We start from the raw sequence: 17,466 nt of genomic DNA, 5'->3' as shown, positions 1-17,466 counted from the left end.
TGAAGGAAAACGTATTAAAGGGAATTCAAAAACGCCAGCAACGCCGCGCGCTGCTCGGCATTGAAAGACAAAACATGTTGCTGCGCCGCCGTTGCCTCGCCGCCATGCCAGAGCACGGCTTCAAGCAGATTGCGGGCGCGGCCGTCATGCAAGAACCGGGTATGGCCGCTGACCGCCTGCGTCAGGCCGATGCCCCACAATGGCGGAGTGCGCCAGTCGCGGCCGCTGGCCTGGAACTCGGTGCGGTTGTCGGCCAGGCCGTCGCCCATGTCATGCAGCAGCAGGTCGCTGTAAGGGCGAATCACTTGATTGGCCAGTTCAGGTTCCGCGGCGTTGGCGGCAGTGGTGTATTTGGGGGTATGACAGGACTGGCATCCCGCCTGGAAAAACAGATTCTTGCCGGCCAGCACTTGCGGCGCGCCAACATCGCGACGGGCCGGGACCGCGAGGTTACGGCTGTAGAACAGCACCAGACGCAGAATGTTGTCGCTGACTTCCGGCTCGCCATCCGGGCCATTGCCGTTGGGCGCCTGCTTGCAAGCGGTTTGCGCGTCAGTGCAGTCATCAACGAGTCTCAGGCTGGTCGTGAGGCCCATGTCACCAGAGAACGCGTGAACGTTTTGTTGATTGAGGTTCGGTTGCCCGGCCTTCCAGCCAAATCGCCCGAGGACGGTTTTTTGTTGGGCGTCATCCCAGACCCGGTTCGGCCGTCCGGCGATGCCATTCTTCTCTCGCTCCTGGGCCTCGGCGTTGGCCAGAATGGCCTCGTCAGGGATCGCTTCAAGCAAGCCCAGGCCAATCATCGGCGGTGCAATGCGCGCCGAGAAGCGCGTGTCGGGGTGCATCGGGCCGTAGCCGAGCTGAGTGATCTGCAGGGTCGGCTTACGCAACTCGATTTCGCTGCCGTCCTTGAAACGCACCGGGACCGCTGTGTATTCGACGCGTACTTTGCCTTCCGGGACGACGCCGGGCACCGACATGTCCTGCAACTGGCCGCCGTAGACCGGTTCCGGCACCACGCCCAGTTGTTCGATGACCTTGGCGTAAACCGGCGCATCGGGAATCGACAGGCGCACCAGCATCGACACCGCATTCGGCGCATCGGGCGCGGGCGGGTGACCGCGGCCGTCCTTGATGTGGCAGTTCTGGCAGGCATTGGTATTGAACAGCGGGCCGAGGCCATCGCGGGCGGTGGTGGTCGACGGCGCGATCACCCAAGGGCTGCGAAAGAAACTGTTGCCGACGCTGAAATCGACCCGCCGGGACGGCGGCAGATTGGCGGACGGCAGGGAGAATGCGTTCTGATCGGTCTTGCGCACCGTTGCGCTACCACCGGAGCGGGCTTCACCGGGTTCGGCCTGGGTAAAACGCGGGGCGTCATCGCACGCACTCAGGCCCAGGGCCAGCAACAGTGCGGACAAGCGAAGAGGCAGCGAGGGCATTGGACATCCTGCAAAACGAGCAAAACAAGGGCGCAAAGTCTAACAGGGCAGGGGAGTTTGAATAAGAGGAATTATCGTTTGGTTGATGTGGCGCAGGGTTTGATTTGAGACCGCGTCGCGGCCATCGCGGGCAAGCCCGCTCCCACAGGTCTTGCACTGAACCTGTGGGAGCGTGGCTTGCCCGCGATGAGGCCATCAGCATCACTCAAAAATCAGGCATGAAAAAGGCGACCCGAAGGTCGCCTTTTTCATTCAGTCAGCGTTGATCAGAACTCGTGATCAGCGTTGTCCGGGTTCAGGTCGCTGATACCCAGTTTGCCGGCAGCCGCTTCGATCGAACCGGTCTGCTTGACCAGCGAGGCGATGGCGTCGCGTACGATCTGGTTGCCGGCAGTGTTGCCGGCAGCGATCAGTTGGTCGTAGTGCTCACCTTTGTTGGCGTGATCGACCATGACCTGAAGCTTGGCTTCGGTGGCGGCCAGGTCGGCTTTCAGCGTAGTGTCGGCTGCCGGGTCGGCTTTGGCGACCAGCGACGACAGGCTGGCGCCAGTCATTTTGCTGCCATCGACGCGGGTGTATTCGCCCAGGTACACGTTACGCACGCCTTTGGCGTCGTAGAAGTGCGAGTTGTGGGTGTTGTCGCTGAAGCAATCCTGTTCGTCTTCCGGGGAGTTGGCTTCCAGGGAAACCTTCATGCGCTCGCCCGCCAATTCGCCCAAGGACAGGCTGCCCATGCCGAACAGCATTTTGCGCAGGCCGGTTTCAGCCGGTTCCGCTTCCAGTGTGGCGCGGTAGTTGTCGGCCACGTTGGGCTTCCAGTTACCGACCATTTCTTGCAGGTCGTTGACCAGCAGTTGGGTCACGGATTTCAGGTAAGCACGACGACGATCGTTGTGACCGCCGGTGGCGCCTTTGCCTTCCAGGAAGTCGGTAGCTGGACGGTTGCCAGCGCCAGGGCCGGTGCCGTTCAGGTCCTGGCCCCAGAGCAGGAATTCGATGGCGTGGTAGCCAGTGGCGACGTTGGCCTCGGAACCGCCCAGCTCGTTCAGGCTGGCGAGTTTTTCCGGGGTGATGTCTTTCACGTCGACCTTGTCTTCGCCGACCTGAACCTGAGTGTTGGAGATGATGTTGGCGGTGGCGCCCGGGTTACCCAGTGCGTGTTCGTAGGATTTGTCGACGTAGTCGATCAGGCCTTCGTCCAGTGGCCAGGCGTTCACCTGACCTTCCCAGTCGTCGATGATCGTGTTGCCAAAGCGGAACACTTCGCTCTGCAGATAAGGTACGCGGGCCGCGACCCAGGCAGCCTTGGCGGCTTTCAGGGTATCGGCGTTCGGCTTGGCCAGGAACGCGTCGACGGCAGTTTGCAGGGTTTTTGCGGTGGATTCGGCATCGCTGTAAACGGCGAAGACGATGTCGGCGTAGTGCGCGACCACAGCCTTGGCGGCGGCTTCATCGACTTTACCGGTAGCAGCAGGCGCAGCCGGGGCAGCGGTGCTGGCGGCCGGGGTCGGCGCTTGTGGAGCGGCAGCCTTGTCTTTGCCTTCGCCGCAACCGGCGAGGGAAATAGCGATGGCCAGCAGACTGGCGGTGGCCAGAGGCATACGAATCATGGCGAACATCCTGCTTCGGTGATTAATGGACGCGCGTGGAGGGCGCGCAAAACTGCGACATAATGCAAATCTTTCGCATTATGTGTAAAGGGCTGTGCTTGTAAATATTTCTTATTCGCGGACGTTTATGCCGCGGATCGAACGATCGTCGCCTTTGTAGCAGCAGGCTTCGCCAGCTGCTACAAAGGCGGCGCGCTTTCAGAGAATGAATGCGTTAGTGCGCTGGGCTTGCTTGAGATACGCGCTCAATTCCCGTGCCGGCAGCGGTTTACTGTAGTGATAGCCCTGACCTTCGTGGCAGCCTTCGGAGATGATGTAAGCCTCTTGCTCGGCGGTTTCCACGCCTTCGGCAATCACCTGCATGCCCAGGCTCTTGCCCAGCTGGATGATGGCCCGAACGATGGTCGCATCGTCGTCGTCATCGAGCAGATCCTGGACGAAGCTCTTATCGATCTTGATCTTGTCCAGCGGCAGGCTTTTCAAATAGCTCAGTGATGAATAACCGGTGCCGAAGTCGTCGATGGCGATCAGCGCACCGGAGCGACGCAGGCTCAGCAAGTGCTGGGCGGCGGTGCTGATGTCTTCCATCAGGCCGGTTTCGGTGACTTCCAGTTCCAGGCTGCGCGGAGGCAGGCGATACATCTGCAGCAGGTTATTGACCACCCGCGGCAACTCGGCGTGGTGCAGTTGCACGGTGGACAGGTTCACCGCCATGCGCAGCTCGAAACCCTGATCGTGCCATTCGCGCAATTGTTTGCAGGCCTGATCCAGCACCCATTCGCCGATGGCGATGATGGTGCCATTCTGCTCGGCCAGCGGAATGAACAGGTCCGGCGGCACCAGCCCGTGTTCGGGATGCTGCCAGCGAATCAACGCCTCGACGCCCACCACGCGATGATCGCGGTAGCTGATCTGCGGCTGGTAGACGAGGTAGAACTGATCGCGGATCAAGGCATCGCGCAGGTCTTTTTCCAACTCGCGGCGTCGACGCATTTCCGTGTCGACGCTGGCGATATAGAACTGATAGCGGTTGCGCGAGCGAGTCTTGGCCAGGGTCATGGTCTGCTCGGCTTTTTGCAGCAACTTCTCGGTGCTGTCACCGTCCTCGGGGAACAAGGTGATGCCGATGGTGGCGCGCAGGCGAATTTCCTGATGATCGAGGGCGAACGCCGCTTCCAGATCATCAAGAATGCTTTGGGCCAGTTCGGCCGCTTCATAGGGTTGTTCGATGTCAGCCTGGACCAGTGCGAACTGGTCGCCCCCCAAGCGGGCGAGGGCGCCGAGGCGGCCGCTGTGGGCTCGCAGGCGATCGGCCAGAGCCAGCAGCAACTGGTCGCCGGTCTGATAACTGAACTGTTCGTTGATACCTTTGAAATCATCGAGCCCGACACACAACACCGCGACCCGACGCTGCAATTTACCGGCGTCGACGAGAATCTTGTCCAGTTGTTGCTGCAATTGCTGGCGGTTCGGCAAACCGGTGAGGAAGTCGTACTGGGCCATGCGCAGCAGGCTGTTTTCCGCTTCGTGGCGCAGGTGAGTGTTGCGCTCGATGGATTCGAGCAATTGGTTGGCGGTGTTGATCCAGACCCCCAGCTCGTTTCTCTCATGACCCTTGAGCTGCGGAATCTTGTGGGCGCTGGGCCGGTCCGGGTTGATTTCGGTCAGGTGTTCGATAATCCGCGACAGCGGTTTGGTCAGCAGCCAGTGATAGACCAGATACAGCACCAGGGCCATGGCCAGGGCGCGCAATACGCCAGAGATGAAGATGATCACCGAGCTGACTATGAAGCTCTTGCCGTAGGTGGCGGTGTCGAGAGTGATACTCAGGTCGCCGTAGTACTCGCTGTAGGGCCCGCGGCCCACCAGTTGGGTGGTGAAGGTGCGTTCCTGGCCGAGGATCAGGTCGGTCAGCCAGCGGCTGTTGGAGTGCTGCAGTTCACGGGTTTTTTGCGCAAGCATGGCTTCGTGAGGGTGGCCGATGGAGGCCATACGCACGGCGTCGTCCTGAAACAGGCCTTCGATCACCTGCATGCCCATTTCCCGGTCCAGGCTATAGACGGCCTGGGTCGAAGGGTCGCGGAACATATCGAGGATGCGTTGGGCATCGCTGGCCACGGCCTGGCGTGTTTTATAGGCATCGAAAACGATCTGCGCGCAGCTCAAGACCACGCCGACGATCAATGCCGACAGGAGCACGACCCGGAGCAACTTCACCGACAAGCTGTTCTTGAGTTCCAGCTTCAAAGGGTAATTCCTTGTTCCGTGCGGGTAGCGTCAAGTTGCCATGAGTATTGGCAATCCCGTGATGTCAGTCAAAGGGACAATCCAACCCAGGGGATTTTGCCGGTAGCTTGGCGGATATGCTGTTGTTTGGAGTATTTGCCCTATTAGCACTGTGTCGGTTGTTGGGGCCCTCAACTTGAGGGGCGCGGGATAATTTTTACGTGTGGTTGATGTTAGACGGCTGGGATGTGGGGGCAAGAGGGCGAATGCCACTCGTGTTGTGGGAATGCTCCCTACTACAGAGACCGGTGTTTGGCCCGGGTTGTTTAATGGGCTTGTCAGAACGCAGATCTTTCCCACGCATTTTTCAGGTTGCCGGGTGGGAAGCGGATTCCCTAACCTTTGGCTGTCGCTGCAAATTCAGCGACCGGGCGTGAGATCCCCGGCAACTAGTATGCATCTAGCGCCAATACCACCATAATTGGCGCCAGCTTATCCGCTGCCTGTAAATGCGTTATGGCGGCTGTGTGCGGGCAGACTTCGTTCTGGCCGGGTGCCTGCTACCGGTGATCTCACTCTGCACATAGCTGCCACCTCTTCGCCGCTTGAGATCCGGCGAGTGGTGGCACCATTTCAGCAGGAGTTTGTATGGATAAGTTAATCCCCGACCCACCCTTCAACACCACCACCCCCAACGCCGAAGCTTCGCGCACCGAAGAATTACTCAAAGACCGCGAAGCGATAAAACGCGCCCTTGATTACTACCTTGATCCCCCGGCGCAATACACCGAAAACCCCGTCGTCCCAGCACGATGTTTATGGTCGCCCCGGATGCCGGCACCGAAAGCCTGCTGGCCCACGCCTACGAATCGTTGGCCACAGCTAGTGTCCTGACCAGCGATTTCGCCAACGACCTGACCGGCCCGCAGCGCTACACGGCGCTGGCGATTCAACAGAGCATCATGCTGGCGGAACTGGCGGTGAACCGGGCGCTGGATAACGTCGACCCGGCGTAGACCGCGTTATCGTTCATCGCGAGCTGGCTCGCGATGGCGGCCTGACAGCCGACCATTTTTCATTTCCCCCTGCCCATAAAAAAACCCGGCAAAAGCCGGGTTTCTTGACTGGCGCGAAGCTTAAGCGGTGAAGGTTTTGCCTTCGAACTGCTCAGCCACGAATTTCCAGTTGACCAGGTTCCAGAACGCTTCGACGTACTTCGGACGAAGGTTGCGGTAGTCGATGTAGTAAGCGTGTTCCCAGACGTCGCAAGTCAGCAGCGGGGTGTCGCCGCTGGTCAGCGGGTTGCCGGCGCCGATGGTGCTGGCCAGGGCCAGGGAACCGTCAGCCTTTTTCACCAGCCAGCCCCAACCGGAACCGAAGGTGCCGATGGAGGTTTTGCTGAACTCTTCCTTGAACTTGTCGAACGAACCGAAAGCTGCGTTGATGGCATCAGCCAGCGCGCCGGTTGGTTGACCACCGGCGTTTGGCGCCAGGCAGTTCCAGTAGAAAGTGTGGTTCCAGACCTGAGCGGCGTTGTTGAAGATGCCGCCCGAGGAAGTTTTGACGATTTCTTCCAGGGTCTTGCCTTCGAACTCGGTGCCTGGCACCAGGTTGTTCAGGTTCACGACATAGGTGTTGTGGTGCTTGTCGTGGTGGTACTGCAGAGTTTCCTCTGAAATGTGCGGCTGCAGGGCATCGTGTGCGTAAGGCAGCGGCGGCAATTCGAAAGCCATGATGATTCTCCTAATCAGGTCAGTTGCGGTGAGCGCAAGGCCGATCACGGGCGGCCAGACATGCGCCGGGGAGTTTGTACTCTTTGCGGCGCAGGGATCGGATCATAGCACCGGGGGTGCGGCATAACCACGCAACAACTGTGTGGAATAGAGGTTCCAGAGCCTTTTGGAATAAATCACCCGGCGCTGATCAACTGGAACGCTACGGTGAACATCATGACGGCGACCAACAGGTCGAGGATTCGCCAGGTGCTTGGCCGTGCCAGCCATGGTGCGAGCCATGCCGCGCCAAGGGCTAAAGTGAAAAACCACAACAATGACGCACTGGCCGCGCCCACCACATAAGCACCAGGCTCGGTTTGTTGTGCGCCGAGAGAACCGATCAGCAACACGGTGTCCAGGTAAACGTGCGGGTTGAGCAACGTCACCGCCAATGCACTGAGCAGCACCGCCCGCAGCGAGCGCACGGTCTGATTTTCACCCTGTTGCAGGCTTTGTTTCGAGCAGGCCCGACGCAACGCCAGGCTGCCGTACCACAGTAAAAACGCCGCACCACCCCAACGGGCGATAGCCAGCAGGGTCGGGTTTTGCGCCAGCACCGTCGCCAGGCCGAACACCCCGGCGGCCACCAGCAACGCATCGCAGGTGACGCAGAGCGCCGCCACCGGCAGGTGATGTTCACGCCGAAGGCTCTGCGCCAGCACAAACGCATTCTGGGTGCCGATCGCCATGATCAGCCCCGCGGCCACCAACAGGCCGTTCACATAGCTTTGCCACATACGTTTTACTCCGCGTTGGACGCCAGATCCCGCAGTACCTGCAGGGCGCGTTCGGCATCGGCCTGGCCGACGAACAAATGGTCGTGGTAATAGCCGGCGATCACGTTGCAACTGATGCCGGCCTTGCCCAGCGCCGTGGCGAACGCGGCGGTCAGGCCGACGGCTTCGAGGGCCGAGTGCACGTTCAAGGTGATCCAGGCGGCGACGTAGTCGAAGCTGAAACCGGCCTTCTGGGCGTGGGAACGTTCCAGAATCACCGTCAGGCCTTCCTGTTCACGAAAGCTGCCGACAATCTCAAGACCCGCGGGCAGCTTGCCGTCGCGCAACATGCAGAACACGTATTCGCCGTCGTTGAGTTGCGGGCTCATGCTGCGCAGCAGGGTTGCCAATGACGTTTCGCCAGCCATGTCGGTGATCCTTGTTCAAGAGTTCTTGCTGGCCATTCTCCGGTTCAAGGCTGTATAAGAAAAACCAATAGTCCTGATCGCCCATTAGGAAAACTGATGTTCGACTACAAATTACTTTCCGCGCTCGCCGCGGTGATCGAACAGGCCGGATTCGAACGCGCCGCGCAGGTGCTGGGTTTGTCCCAATCGGCCATCTCCCAACGGATCAAACTGTTGGAGGCACGGGTCGGCCAACCGGTGCTGGTGCGCGTCACACCTCCAGCGCCGACGGAGATTGGCCGGCGATTGCTTAACCATGTGCAGCAGGTGCGATTGCTTGAGCGCGATCTGCAAACGTTGGTCCCGGCGCTGGACGAAGAAGGCCTGCCAGAACGCCTGCGTATCGCACTGAATGCCGACAGTCTTGCCACTTGGTGGGCAGAGGCGGTGGGGGACTTTTGTGCGGAACAACATCTATTGCTCGACTTGGTGGTAGAAGACCAGACCGTCGGCCTTAAACGCATGCGCGCAGGCGAAGTGGCGGGGTGTGTGTGCGCCAGTGAACGGCCGGTGGCCGGTGCGCGCAGCGTTCTGTTGGGGGCGATGCGCTACCGTGCGATGGCGAGCCCGGCGTTCATTGCCCGGCATTTTCCCGAAGGTGTACGCGCCGATCAGTTAGCCAAAACCCCGGCCCTGGTGTTTGGCCCGGATGATTTCCTACAGCATCGCTACCTAGCATCCCTCGGTGTGGATGGCGGTTTCGAACACCATTTATGCCCATCGTCCGAGGGCTTTCTTCGTCTCACGGAAGCAGGGCTTGGCTGGGGCCTGGTGCCTGAATTGCAGGTACGCGAGCAACTGGAACGCGGCCAATTGCAGGAGCTTTTGCCAGATAAGCCGATCGATGTGCCGCTGTACTGGCATCATTGGCGCAATGGCGGTCAGCTGTTGGGGTTACTCACTGACCAATTGGTGCGCTCGTCGAAGCAATGGCTGGTGCCGTTGGACTGACGGGCAGCGTCAAGACCTCACGTCCTACGCAATATGCAAAGCGCAAAACGTAAAACGAAATATTCGGAGCAATTCATGAAGATTCTGGTCACCGGCGCAAGCGGCTTCATTGGCGGACGCTTTGCGCGTTTCGCCCTGGAGCAGGGCCTGGACGTGCGGGTCAACGGTCGCCGGGCCGAGAGCGTCGAGCATCTGGTGCGCCGTGGCGCCGAGTTCATTCAGGGCGATTTGAGCGACCCGCAACTGGCGCGCGACCTGTGTTCAGACGTCGAAGCCGTGGTGCATTGCGCCGGCGCAGTGGGTTTGTGGGGGCGGTATCAGGATTTTCATCAGGGTAACGTCGAAGTCACCGAGAACGTGGTCGAAGCCTGTCTGAAACAACGGGTCCGGCGTCTGGTGCACTTGTCGTCGCCGTCGATCTACTTCGATGGCCGCGATCATCTGGGCTTGACCGAAGACCAGGTGCCCAAGCGCTTCAAACATCCCTACGCCGCGACCAAATACCTGGCCGAGCAAAAAGTCTTCGGTGCGCAGGAATTCGGCCTCGAAACCCTGGCCCTGCGCCCGCGCTTCGTGACGGGCGCCGGCGACATGAGCATTTTCCCGAGATTGCTGAAAATGCAGCGCAAAGGACGGTTGGCGATTATCGGCAATGGCCTGAACAAGGTCGACTTCACCAGCGTACAAAACCTCAATGAAGCGTTGCTCAGCAGCTTGCTGGCCAGTGGTTCGGCCTTGGGCAAGGCCTACAACATCAGCAACGGAGCGCCGGTTCCGTTGTGGGATGTGGTCAATTACGTGATGCGCCAAATGGATGTTCCACAGGTTACCCGTTACCGTTCCTACGGTTTGGCCTACAGCCTTGCCGCGCTCAACGAGGGGGTGTGCAAGCTGTGGCCAGGTCGTCCCGAGCCAACCCTGTCGCGGCTGGGCATGCAGGTCATGAACAAAAACTTCACCCTGGACATCAGTCGCGCACGGCATTATCTGGACTACGATCCGAAAGTCAGCCTCTGGACCGCCCTCGATGAATTCTGCGGCTGGTGGAAGGCTCAGGACATTCGCTGACACACAAGGGCGGCCCCTTACTGAACCGAGTTCGGGGTTCAGGGTCAACCGGTGCGGCAGCGGGGGTTATACTTCGCCGCATCAAGCCATCACCGCGTTCCACAAAGGTTGACCCTAATGCCCATGCGTAACGATGCCAACGACGACTTCGATGTCCCGAGCCTGCGCGCCGACAGCCTCGATGACGATGATTTTCCAACCACCGCTCGCACTTCCGTGCATTCGCGCACCGCGCCGGTGGTCAAGGTCAAAGGCCCGAGCACCGGCCCCCTGTGGGCATTGGTCGGCGCATTGTTCTTTGCTTTCGCCGGCCTTGCCTGGTGGAGTTTTCAGCAGATCTCGCTGATGGAACAGCAACTGGTGGCGACCCAGGAAAGTTTTGCGCGCATCAGTGAGGAAGCGGCGGGGCGCTTGCAGGACATTTCCGGCAAGGTCGTGGCCAGCCAGTCCAACGTCAACACCGGCAGTGAAGCGTTGAAGCTGCAAATCAAACAGCTCGAAGGCAAACTCCAGGAGCAGAGCAAACAGCTGGAAAGCAAGCTTCAGGACCAGAGCAAAGGCGTACTCGGCCAGACCTCCGAACTGGACAAGCGTCTGGCGCAAATGACCGCACAAGCCACCGAACAACAAACCGCCAATGCTCAGTTGCAGGCCCAGGTCAAAGCCTTGAGCGGCGAACTGGCCGCGTTGAAGAGCGCGTCGGACGATACCAGCCAATTCGACGCCCAACTGAAAAGCCTGGGCGCTGACATCGTCGCGCTGAAGAAACAAGGCAACCCGAGCGCCGCTATCGAGCGCCTGGAGCAAGACATGATCGTGCTCAAAAGCCAACAGGACAACCGCCCCGCCGCCGCACAAGGTGGCACCAACACCGCCGAGTTCGACGCCTTCCGCAGCCAGGTCACCCGCAACATCAACACCCTGCAGGCGCAGATCCAGAATCTGCAGCAACAGCTGCGCACCCGGTCTCAATAGCGCGATGCAGTGATGGAGCCTGTGGCGTTGATCGTTCCCACGCAGAGCGTGGGAACGATCGGTCGGAGGGATTACCGAACCGTGTCCTCCCGCCCCCGCAACACTCTATTCGGCATGGCAATCGCCGCCGCCAGCCCCAGCAGCGACACCGCCGCGCTGACCATCAGCAAATGCCGGAAGGTCAGCAGCAACTCAGCGCGCAGGGCGTTTTGCGCATCCCCCGGCGCGGCGTTCAAACCATCGAGCAAGACATTCCCCGAACTCCCTTCGGCCATCAACGACGAGCCCGCCAGATGCGCGAAACTCGAATCCTGTAACAACGCCAGCAGCAGCGCCGACATCAACGCCACCCCCATTGCGCCGCCCAGAGAACGGAACAGATTGGTGGTGCTGGTGGCGACGCCGATGTCCCGTTGTTCCACCGAGTTTTGCGTACCCACCAACGACGTCGGGAACTGCATGCCACTGGCGATGCCGCTGAGCAACATGAACAGGCTGCTCAGCACAAACGCCTGAGGCGCACTGAACGCCATGCCCAGGATCGAGAACGGCATCAGCAGGGCGCCGGTCAGGATCATCGGTTTATAGCGACCGGTCACCGACGTCCTGCGACCGGCGAAATACGCGCCTATCGGCAACCCCATGGCCAGCGGCAACAGGTGCAGCGCGGCGCTGTCAGCCCCGGCGCCGGTGACGCTCTGGAAGCGCAGCGGCATCAGCACAATCAAGGAAATCGCCTGGAAACTGGTGAAAAAAATCGTGCACCAGCAAAAAATCGCACTGCGATTGGCGAACAAGTGCATCGGCAGCAACGGTTCCCGCGCCCGCCGTTCATGCCAGACGAACACGGCCAGCACCACCACCGCACAACCGAGCAAACCCGACACTTCGGTGCTGCGCCACAAATGTCCCTGGCCAACCTGAGTAATGCCCAGCAACAACGCCGTCAGGCCGATGATCATCAGCAGCGTGCCGAAGTAGTCGATGATCGGCTTGCGCTGCGGCACTGGCAGCCCCACCAGCGTGCGGTGGGCCACCCGCCAGGCAATCAGGCCCAGTGGAAGATTGATCAGGAACACCCAGCGCCAGGACAGGTATTCGGTCATGTAGCCACCGAGAACCGGGCCGGCCACACTGGCCACCGCGTACATGCTGCTGAAGTAACCCTGATAGCGACCGCGCTCGCGGGGTGGAACGATGTCGCCGATGATCGCCTGACTCACCGAAATCATCCCGCCGGCGCCGATGCCCTGAAGGATCCGCGCCAGCACCAATTGCTCCATGCTCTGCGCCATGCCGCAGAACAACGACGCCAGGGTGAACACCCCCATTCCGAACAGCATCAACTTGCGGCGGCCATACAGATCGCCGAGTTTGCCGTAGATCGGCACCGCCACAGTCATCGCCACCATGTACCCGGAAATCACCCAGGCCAGCAGGCTGACGTCCTTGAATTGCGCGGAAATGGCCGGCATCGACACGGCGACGATGGTCTGGTCCAGCGCGCCCAGAAAGATCGCCAGCATCAGGGCGATCAGCACACTGCGAATGGCCGGTTTGGGTGTTTCAGGCCGGTTGAGATTGGTCACGGTAAAACCTGCGGGCAGTGATGGACCCGCAAGAGGCAAGGCGAGCGGGGATGCTCGCCAGTGTAAGTCGGTAGGAAGCTATTCGATAGCCTCATAAGGAAGGCCGACGTAATTTTCCGCAATGGTTTTTCGGCCCGCCTCAGAGTCCACGAAATAGGCCAGTTCCGATTCGCTGATGCGCTGGCTGAACGCGTCGTGCTCGTCGAAGCGATGCAACATCGAGGTCATCCACCAGGAAAACCGCTCGGCTTTCCATACCCGACGCAAGCAGACCTCGGAATACTTCTCCAGCAAATCCACACGCCCTTCGCGGTAAACCTTCAGCAGAATATTGAACAACGTACTGACGTCGCTGGCCGCCAGGTTCAAGCCCTTGGCGCCGGTGGGCGGGACGATGTGAGCGGCGTCGCCGACCAGGAACATCCGCCCGTACTGCATCGGCTCGACCACGAAACTGCGCAGCGGCGCGATGCTTTTTTCAATCGAAGGGCCGGTCACCAGAGAAGCGGCGAGGGCGGTCGGCAGACGGGATTTGAGCTCATCCCAGAAGCGTTGATCGGACCAGTCTTCAACTTTGTCCTGGGCTGGAACCTGGAGGTAATAACGGGTGCGTGTCGGCGAACGCATGCTGCACAGCGCAAAACCCCGTTCGTGCCGTGCATAGACCAACTCTTCATGCACCGGTGGCGTGTCGGCGAGAATCCCCAGCCAGCCGAATGGATAAACCCGCTCGAACACTTTCAGGCAGTCAGCGGGGATCGATTGCCGCGCCACGCCATGGAAACCGTCGCAACCGGCGATGTAGTCACAATCGAGTCGATACGTTTCGCCGTCCTTGTCGAAGGTCACAAAGGGTTCGGCGGTTTTCATGCCGTGGGGGACGACATTGCCAGCTTCATAGATCGTCTGTGCCCCGGCGTCCCGACGAGCGGCCATCAGATCGCGGGTGACCTCGGTCTGGCCATAGATCGTTACAGTCTTGCCGCCAGTCAGCGCCTGCAAATCGATGTGTACCCGGCGCCCGTCGAGGGCCAGTTCGAAGCCTGCGTGGACCTGCCCTTCAGCATCCATGCGCTGACCCACCCCGGCCTGACGCAACAGCTCTACCATGCCTTGTTCGAGGACGCCGGCGCGGATGCGTCCGAGCACGTAGTCCGGGGTCTGGCGTTCGAGGATCAGGGTGTCGATGCCGGCGTTATGCAGCAATTGGCCGAGCAGCAAACCAGAGGGGCCAGCACCGATGATCGCGACTTGGGTTTTCAGTGTTTTCATTGTTTTTATGACTCGCAAGCTCCACGCGACCAAGGCCGGTGAATGATTTTTATGGATCGAGTACTTGCATTTTTCACTTGCGGGTCTGTCAATTGAAGGGGAAAACTGAGCCGATACCTGTACATTCTGCCAATCGGTGCGATTATCGCCCCGTTACCTTCGAGGCCTGGATTGAAGTGATGAACAAGCCTGACCTGCCATCGATTCCGGTGTTCAAACTCTACGGTGAAAGCCTGGACTGGCCGACCCCTGACTTGTTGCACTGTGAAACCATTTCCAAACGCAGCCGCGAACATCAATGGGAAATCAAACCTCACCGCCACGCGGATTTGTGTCAGTTGCTCTTCGTCTTCAAAGGTCAGGCAGAGCTTGAGATCGAAGGCAAACGCTCACAATTGACGGAACCGGCAATCCTGATTCTGCCGCCGTTATCAGTGCATGGTTATCGGTTTTCCGAGGACGTCGAAGGGTTCGTCGTCACGCTGGCCGCGCCGCTGATCGCCCACCTGCAAGCACAACTGGGCAATTCGGTAAACGCTCTGGCACAGGCCGAAAGCTACCCGGCGGGCAAGGACAGCGAGTACCTAAACAGCCTGTTTTCAGCGCTGCAAAGCGAGTACACCGGCCATCAACCGGCGCGGGAAATGCTCATGCATTCGCTGGTCAGCGTGATCATGGTGTGGGTCAGCCGTCAGGTGATTCAGCGCCAAGCCGCCACCCAGCGTCCGCAGCGAGCCCGGGAATACCTCAACGGCTTTATTCAACTGGTGGAAGAAACCTATCGCCAGCACGTCAAGGTCGAGGACCTGGCTCATCGACTGGGGATTTCCGTGTCCCACCTCAACGGCACATGCCGTGAACTGGCGGGGCAACCGGCGTTGCAGATCATGCACGAGCGTCAATTGCTGGAGGCCAAGCGCTTGCTGACCTACACCAGCATGACCATTTATGAAATGTCCGACGTGTTGGGGTTTTCCGATCCGACCAACTTCACACGCCTGTTCAGGCGTCGCGTGGGGATTTCGCCCAAGGCTTTTCGCGACCGCTTGAAGGCCGATCATGACCATGCCGATCAGAACAACGAGGCCTGAAACCCCTTCGTCATCGGAGGGCGTTGAGGGTCGCGTTGTGGGGAATGCAGCGCTCGAAGTTGCAGCTCGCGTATTCACGGGGCACTTGTCGCAACTGCTCGACACGCCAGGCGGCCGTGCCATACAGCGCCAGCGTCGCTGCGCAAGTGATGAAAATGGCGAGGTATCTTCTTGTTTTGATGTTCATGGCGTTGACCTCTGAACGAATACCTTTCGGTACTGTTTTGAGCATAGGTCAGCGCGGATGAGTTGCCAGCAAAGCCGCTTTCGCGGTTAACGCGATATTCAGAACACTGATATCCCTGCGGGAGTGTTTACAGGTCGATATCCCACTCAGGCTCTTCCGGAAACCTCAACACCAAAAAATCCAGCATGCTGCGCAACGCCGCCGGCATGTGTTTGCGTGACGCATACACCGCATAGATGTTCATCTGCCGGGGCTCGGCCTGGGGCAGCAGGCGGATCAGTTCGCCGCTGTGGATATGCACTCCCGCCTGATAGCTCGGCAGCATCGCCACACCGGCGCCGGCGATCGTCGCGCGCAACAGCGTGCTGGCTTCGTTGGCGCTGATGTTGCCCTGCACCGGCACCGAGACGGGTTCGCCGTCCTGTTCGAAATGCCAGAGGCTCTTGCCGAAGTAGGAATGGGTCAGGCAGTTGTGCAGGCTGAGGTCCTCGACCCGTTGCGGCGTCGGGTGTTCGCGCAGGTAAGCGGGGGAAGCGCAGATCACTGAGCGGCAGACCGTCAGGCGCCGGGCGATCAGGTTTGGGTCCAGGTCGTTGCTGGTGCGGATGGCCAGGTCGATGCGTTCATCCACCAGGTTCACCGTGCGGTCGAGCATTTGCATATCGATGCTGACGCCGGGGTAACGTTTGACGTAAGCCGCCATGGCGTCCGCCAGTTGCGCCTGGCCGAACGAGGTGCTGACGCTGATCCGCAGCAGGCCGCGGGGTGCGTCGTCCGGCTCGCTGACGGCGGCTTGCATGTCGCTGGACAAATCGAGCATCTGTCGGCAGCGGGGCAGGATTTCGCTGCCGGCAGTGGTCAGGCTCAATTTGCGCGTGGTGCGATGCATCAGGCGCGCGCCGATCCAATCCTCCAGCTCTGCCAGATACCGGGAAACCACCGGCCGTGACAGGTCCAGGTGATCCGCGGCGGCCGATTGACTGCCCAGGTCCACCACCGTGACGAACACCCGCATTGCTTGTAGACGATCCATGATTTGCCCGCTTTCAGAAACAAACTATGTTCAAGCATCGCATTTTTTGTATCGAACCAGGCAACTAAGCTCTGTCCCATCGCCAAGCACGGCATTCGGATAACGGAGCAACAGATGATCGGTTTCACTGCAATCAAACGCATCCTTCTGGCAACCGCGGCGCTGGGTTTCGCGGCCCACGCCGCCGCGGCGGCTCCCCTGAAGCTGGACGTCTATAACCCCGGCACCAACGCAATCTTCCCGGTGACCTCGGTACTGGTCAGCGGCGAGAAGGACGCGATTCTGGTGGACGCGCAATTCGGCAAATCCCAGGCCGAACAGGTGGTGGAAAAAATCCGCGCCAGCGGCAAACAACTGACCACCATCTACATCAGCCACGGTGACCCGGATTACTACTTCGGCCTCGACACCATCACCAAGGCGTTCCCGAACGCCAAAGTGCTGGCCTCGCAACCGACCGTCGACCACATCAAGAAAACCGTCGACGGCAAACTGGCATTCTGGGGTCCGAAAATGGGCACTGACGTGCCGAACAAAACCATCGTGCCGCACGTGCTCAAGGGCGACAGCCTGATGCTGGAAGGGCAGAAATTGCAGGTGGTCGGCGTGGACGGCAAGCAGCCGGATCGCAGTTTTGTATGGATCCCGTCGATCAAGGCAGTGGTCGGTGGCGTGGTCGTCGCCGACAACATTCACGTGTGGATGGCCGACACCCAGACCCCGCAGTCCCATGCCGATTGGCTGACGACGCTGCACGCGATCGAAGCGTTGAAGCCGAACACCATCGTGCCGGGTCACTACCTCGGTGAGAGCGCTCGTTCTCTGGCGGCCGTGCAGTTCACCGCCGATTACATCAAGGCTTTCGACGAAGAAACCACCAAGGCGAAAGACGCCGCCGAACTGATCGGCGCAATGAAAAAACGCTACCCGACCCTGGGTGAAGAAAGCTCGCTGGAGCTGAGCGCCAGAGTCGCCAAGGGCGAGATGAAGTGGGGTGAATGAGGGATCGTTCCCACGCTCTGCGTGGGAATGCAGCCCGGGACGCTCCGCGTCCCATCAAAAGC

At 60.0% G+C, this 17,466-nt stretch carries 15 protein-coding genes and 1 pseudogene; 6 read left to right on the top strand and 10 right to left on the bottom strand.

The window, feature by feature from the left end:
• Positions 1 to 14 precede the first annotated feature (14 nt).
• The 3 genes from MMG91_RS15110 to MMG91_RS15100 form a co-directional block, all read right to left on the bottom strand.
• Positions 15 to 1,442 carry a di-heme oxidoredictase family protein gene (locus MMG91_RS15110; protein WP_310660042.1) on the bottom strand — a complete coding sequence of 476 codons (1,428 nt, stop codon included), beginning with the start codon at positions 1,440 to 1,442 and terminating at the stop codon, positions 15 to 17.
• A gap of 266 nt (positions 1,443 to 1,708) precedes the next feature.
• Positions 1,709 to 3,052 (bottom strand): imelysin family protein, encoded by a 1,344-nt coding sequence (locus tag MMG91_RS15105; RefSeq protein ID WP_310660041.1) that lies wholly within the window; start codon positions 3,050 to 3,052, stop codon positions 1,709 to 1,711.
• 198 nt (positions 3,053 to 3,250) lie between these two features.
• Positions 3,251 to 5,299 carry an EAL domain-containing protein gene (locus MMG91_RS15100; RefSeq protein ID WP_310660040.1) on the bottom strand — a complete coding sequence of 683 codons (2,049 nt, stop codon included), beginning with the start codon at positions 5,297 to 5,299 and terminating at the stop codon, positions 3,251 to 3,253.
• A gap of 627 nt (positions 5,300 to 5,926) precedes the next feature.
• Here MMG91_RS15100 and MMG91_RS15095 point away from each other — a divergent pair.
• Positions 5,927 to 6,294: pseudogene (locus MMG91_RS15095) on the top strand (DUF6124 family protein).
• A 120-nt stretch (positions 6,295 to 6,414) separates the two neighbouring features.
• Here the strand turns inward: MMG91_RS15095 and MMG91_RS15090 are convergent.
• The 3 genes from MMG91_RS15090 to MMG91_RS15080 all read right to left on the bottom strand — a co-directional run bounded on the left by MMG91_RS15090 (position 6,415) and on the right by MMG91_RS15080 (position 8,197).
• Entirely contained in the window at positions 6,415 to 7,011 is a 597-nt protein-coding gene (locus MMG91_RS15090) for a superoxide dismutase (RefSeq protein ID WP_007898423.1), read from the bottom strand.
• Between the two features lie 176 nt (positions 7,012 to 7,187).
• On the bottom strand, positions 7,188 to 7,790 hold the full coding sequence (locus tag MMG91_RS15085) for a LysE/ArgO family amino acid transporter (RefSeq protein ID WP_008069553.1): 603 nt from the start codon (positions 7,788 to 7,790) through the stop codon (positions 7,188 to 7,190).
• A 5-nt stretch (positions 7,791 to 7,795) separates the two neighbouring features.
• Complete coding sequence (locus MMG91_RS15080; RefSeq protein ID WP_310660039.1) at positions 7,796 to 8,197, bottom strand: ACT domain-containing protein; 402 nt, start codon at positions 8,195 to 8,197, stop codon at positions 7,796 to 7,798.
• Positions 8,198 to 8,293: 96 nt separating this feature from the next.
• Between MMG91_RS15080 and MMG91_RS15075 the strand changes: the two genes are divergently transcribed.
• The 3 genes from MMG91_RS15075 (at position 8,294) to MMG91_RS15065 (ending at position 11,230) form a co-directional block, all read left to right on the top strand.
• A complete protein-coding gene (locus tag MMG91_RS15075; protein ID WP_305446693.1) occupies positions 8,294 to 9,187 on the top strand; it encodes a LysR family transcriptional regulator ArgP in 894 nt (297 codons plus the stop codon).
• 75 nt (positions 9,188 to 9,262) lie between these two features.
• The gene (locus MMG91_RS15070; RefSeq protein WP_305425467.1) at positions 9,263 to 10,255 is read left to right on the top strand and encodes an NAD(P)-dependent oxidoreductase; all 993 of its coding nucleotides are present in this window, start codon (positions 9,263 to 9,265) and stop codon (positions 10,253 to 10,255) included.
• A gap of 117 nt (positions 10,256 to 10,372) precedes the next feature.
• Positions 10,373 to 11,230: an ATPase gene (locus tag MMG91_RS15065; RefSeq protein WP_310660038.1), complete on the top strand. Its 858-nt coding sequence runs from the start codon at positions 10,373 to 10,375 to the stop codon at positions 11,228 to 11,230.
• Between the two features lie 71 nt (positions 11,231 to 11,301).
• Here the strand turns inward: MMG91_RS15065 and MMG91_RS15060 are convergent, their stop codons facing one another.
• Both MMG91_RS15060 and pobA read right to left on the bottom strand, forming a co-directional pair.
• Positions 11,302 to 12,819: an MDR family MFS transporter gene (locus tag MMG91_RS15060; RefSeq protein WP_305503064.1), complete on the bottom strand. Its 1,518-nt coding sequence runs from the start codon at positions 12,817 to 12,819 to the stop codon at positions 11,302 to 11,304.
• 78 nt (positions 12,820 to 12,897) lie between these two features.
• Positions 12,898 to 14,082 carry a 4-hydroxybenzoate 3-monooxygenase gene (gene pobA, locus MMG91_RS15055; protein WP_405046542.1) on the bottom strand — a complete coding sequence of 395 codons (1,185 nt, stop codon included), beginning with the start codon at positions 14,080 to 14,082 and terminating at the stop codon, positions 12,898 to 12,900.
• A gap of 188 nt (positions 14,083 to 14,270) precedes the next feature.
• On the opposite strand from pobA, the gene MMG91_RS15050 reads away from it, so the two are divergent.
• Positions 14,271 to 15,182: a helix-turn-helix domain-containing protein gene (locus MMG91_RS15050; protein WP_310660036.1), complete on the top strand. Its 912-nt coding sequence runs from the start codon at positions 14,271 to 14,273 to the stop codon at positions 15,180 to 15,182.
• A gap of 10 nt (positions 15,183 to 15,192) precedes the next feature.
• Here MMG91_RS15050 and MMG91_RS15045 read toward each other — a convergent pair whose 3' ends face one another.
• Together MMG91_RS15045 and MMG91_RS15040 are read right to left on the bottom strand one after the other, a co-directional pair.
• The gene (locus tag MMG91_RS15045; protein ID WP_305446687.1) at positions 15,193 to 15,369 is read right to left on the bottom strand and encodes a hypothetical protein; all 177 of its coding nucleotides are present in this window, start codon (positions 15,367 to 15,369) and stop codon (positions 15,193 to 15,195) included.
• Between the two features lie 127 nt (positions 15,370 to 15,496).
• Positions 15,497 to 16,402, bottom strand: coding sequence for a LysR family transcriptional regulator (locus MMG91_RS15040; RefSeq protein WP_310660035.1), 906 nt, complete (start codon positions 16,400 to 16,402; stop codon positions 15,497 to 15,499).
• A gap of 114 nt (positions 16,403 to 16,516) precedes the next feature.
• Between MMG91_RS15040 and MMG91_RS15035 the strand changes: the two genes are divergently transcribed.
• On the top strand, positions 16,517 to 17,404 hold the full coding sequence (locus tag MMG91_RS15035) for an MBL fold metallo-hydrolase (protein ID WP_310660034.1): 888 nt from the start codon (positions 16,517 to 16,519) through the stop codon (positions 17,402 to 17,404).
• The last annotated feature ends 62 nt before the right edge of the window (positions 17,405 to 17,466 follow it).

This window comes from Pseudomonas sp. JL3, assembly GCF_031570575.1.
Classification (GTDB): Bacteria; Pseudomonadota; Gammaproteobacteria; order Pseudomonadales; family Pseudomonadaceae; genus Aquipseudomonas; species Aquipseudomonas cucumis.
Note: the sequence above shows the minus strand (reverse complement) of the source record. Positions and strands in the feature narration are given on the sequence as shown.

Coding starts and splice junctions, on each gene's coding strand:
- MMG91_RS15110 (WP_310660042.1), bottom strand. CDS start 1,442: ATGCCCTCGCTGCCTCTTCGCTTGTCCGCACTGTTGCTGGCCCTGGGC.
- MMG91_RS15105 (WP_310660041.1), bottom strand. CDS start 3,052: ATGATTCGTATGCCTCTGGCCACCGCCAGTCTGCTGGCCATCGCTATT.
- MMG91_RS15090 (WP_007898423.1), bottom strand. CDS start 7,011: ATGGCTTTCGAATTGCCGCCGCTGCCTTACGCACACGATGCCCTGCAG.
- MMG91_RS15085 (WP_008069553.1), bottom strand. CDS start 7,790: ATGTGGCAAAGCTATGTGAACGGCCTGTTGGTGGCCGCGGGGCTGATC.
- MMG91_RS15080 (WP_310660039.1), bottom strand. CDS start 8,197: ATGGCTGGCGAAACGTCATTGGCAACCCTGCTGCGCAGCATGAGCCCG.
- MMG91_RS15075 (WP_305446693.1), top strand. CDS start 8,294: ATGTTCGACTACAAATTACTTTCCGCGCTCGCCGCGGTGATCGAACAG.
- MMG91_RS15070 (WP_305425467.1), top strand. CDS start 9,263: ATGAAGATTCTGGTCACCGGCGCAAGCGGCTTCATTGGCGGACGCTTT.
- MMG91_RS15065 (WP_310660038.1), top strand. CDS start 10,373: ATGCCCATGCGTAACGATGCCAACGACGACTTCGATGTCCCGAGCCTG.
- MMG91_RS15050 (WP_310660036.1), top strand. CDS start 14,271: ATGAACAAGCCTGACCTGCCATCGATTCCGGTGTTCAAACTCTACGGT.
- MMG91_RS15045 (WP_305446687.1), bottom strand. CDS start 15,369: ATGAACATCAAAACAAGAAGATACCTCGCCATTTTCATCACTTGCGCA.
- MMG91_RS15040 (WP_310660035.1), bottom strand. CDS start 16,402: ATGGATCGTCTACAAGCAATGCGGGTGTTCGTCACGGTGGTGGACCTG.
- MMG91_RS15035 (WP_310660034.1), top strand. CDS start 16,517: ATGATCGGTTTCACTGCAATCAAACGCATCCTTCTGGCAACCGCGGCG.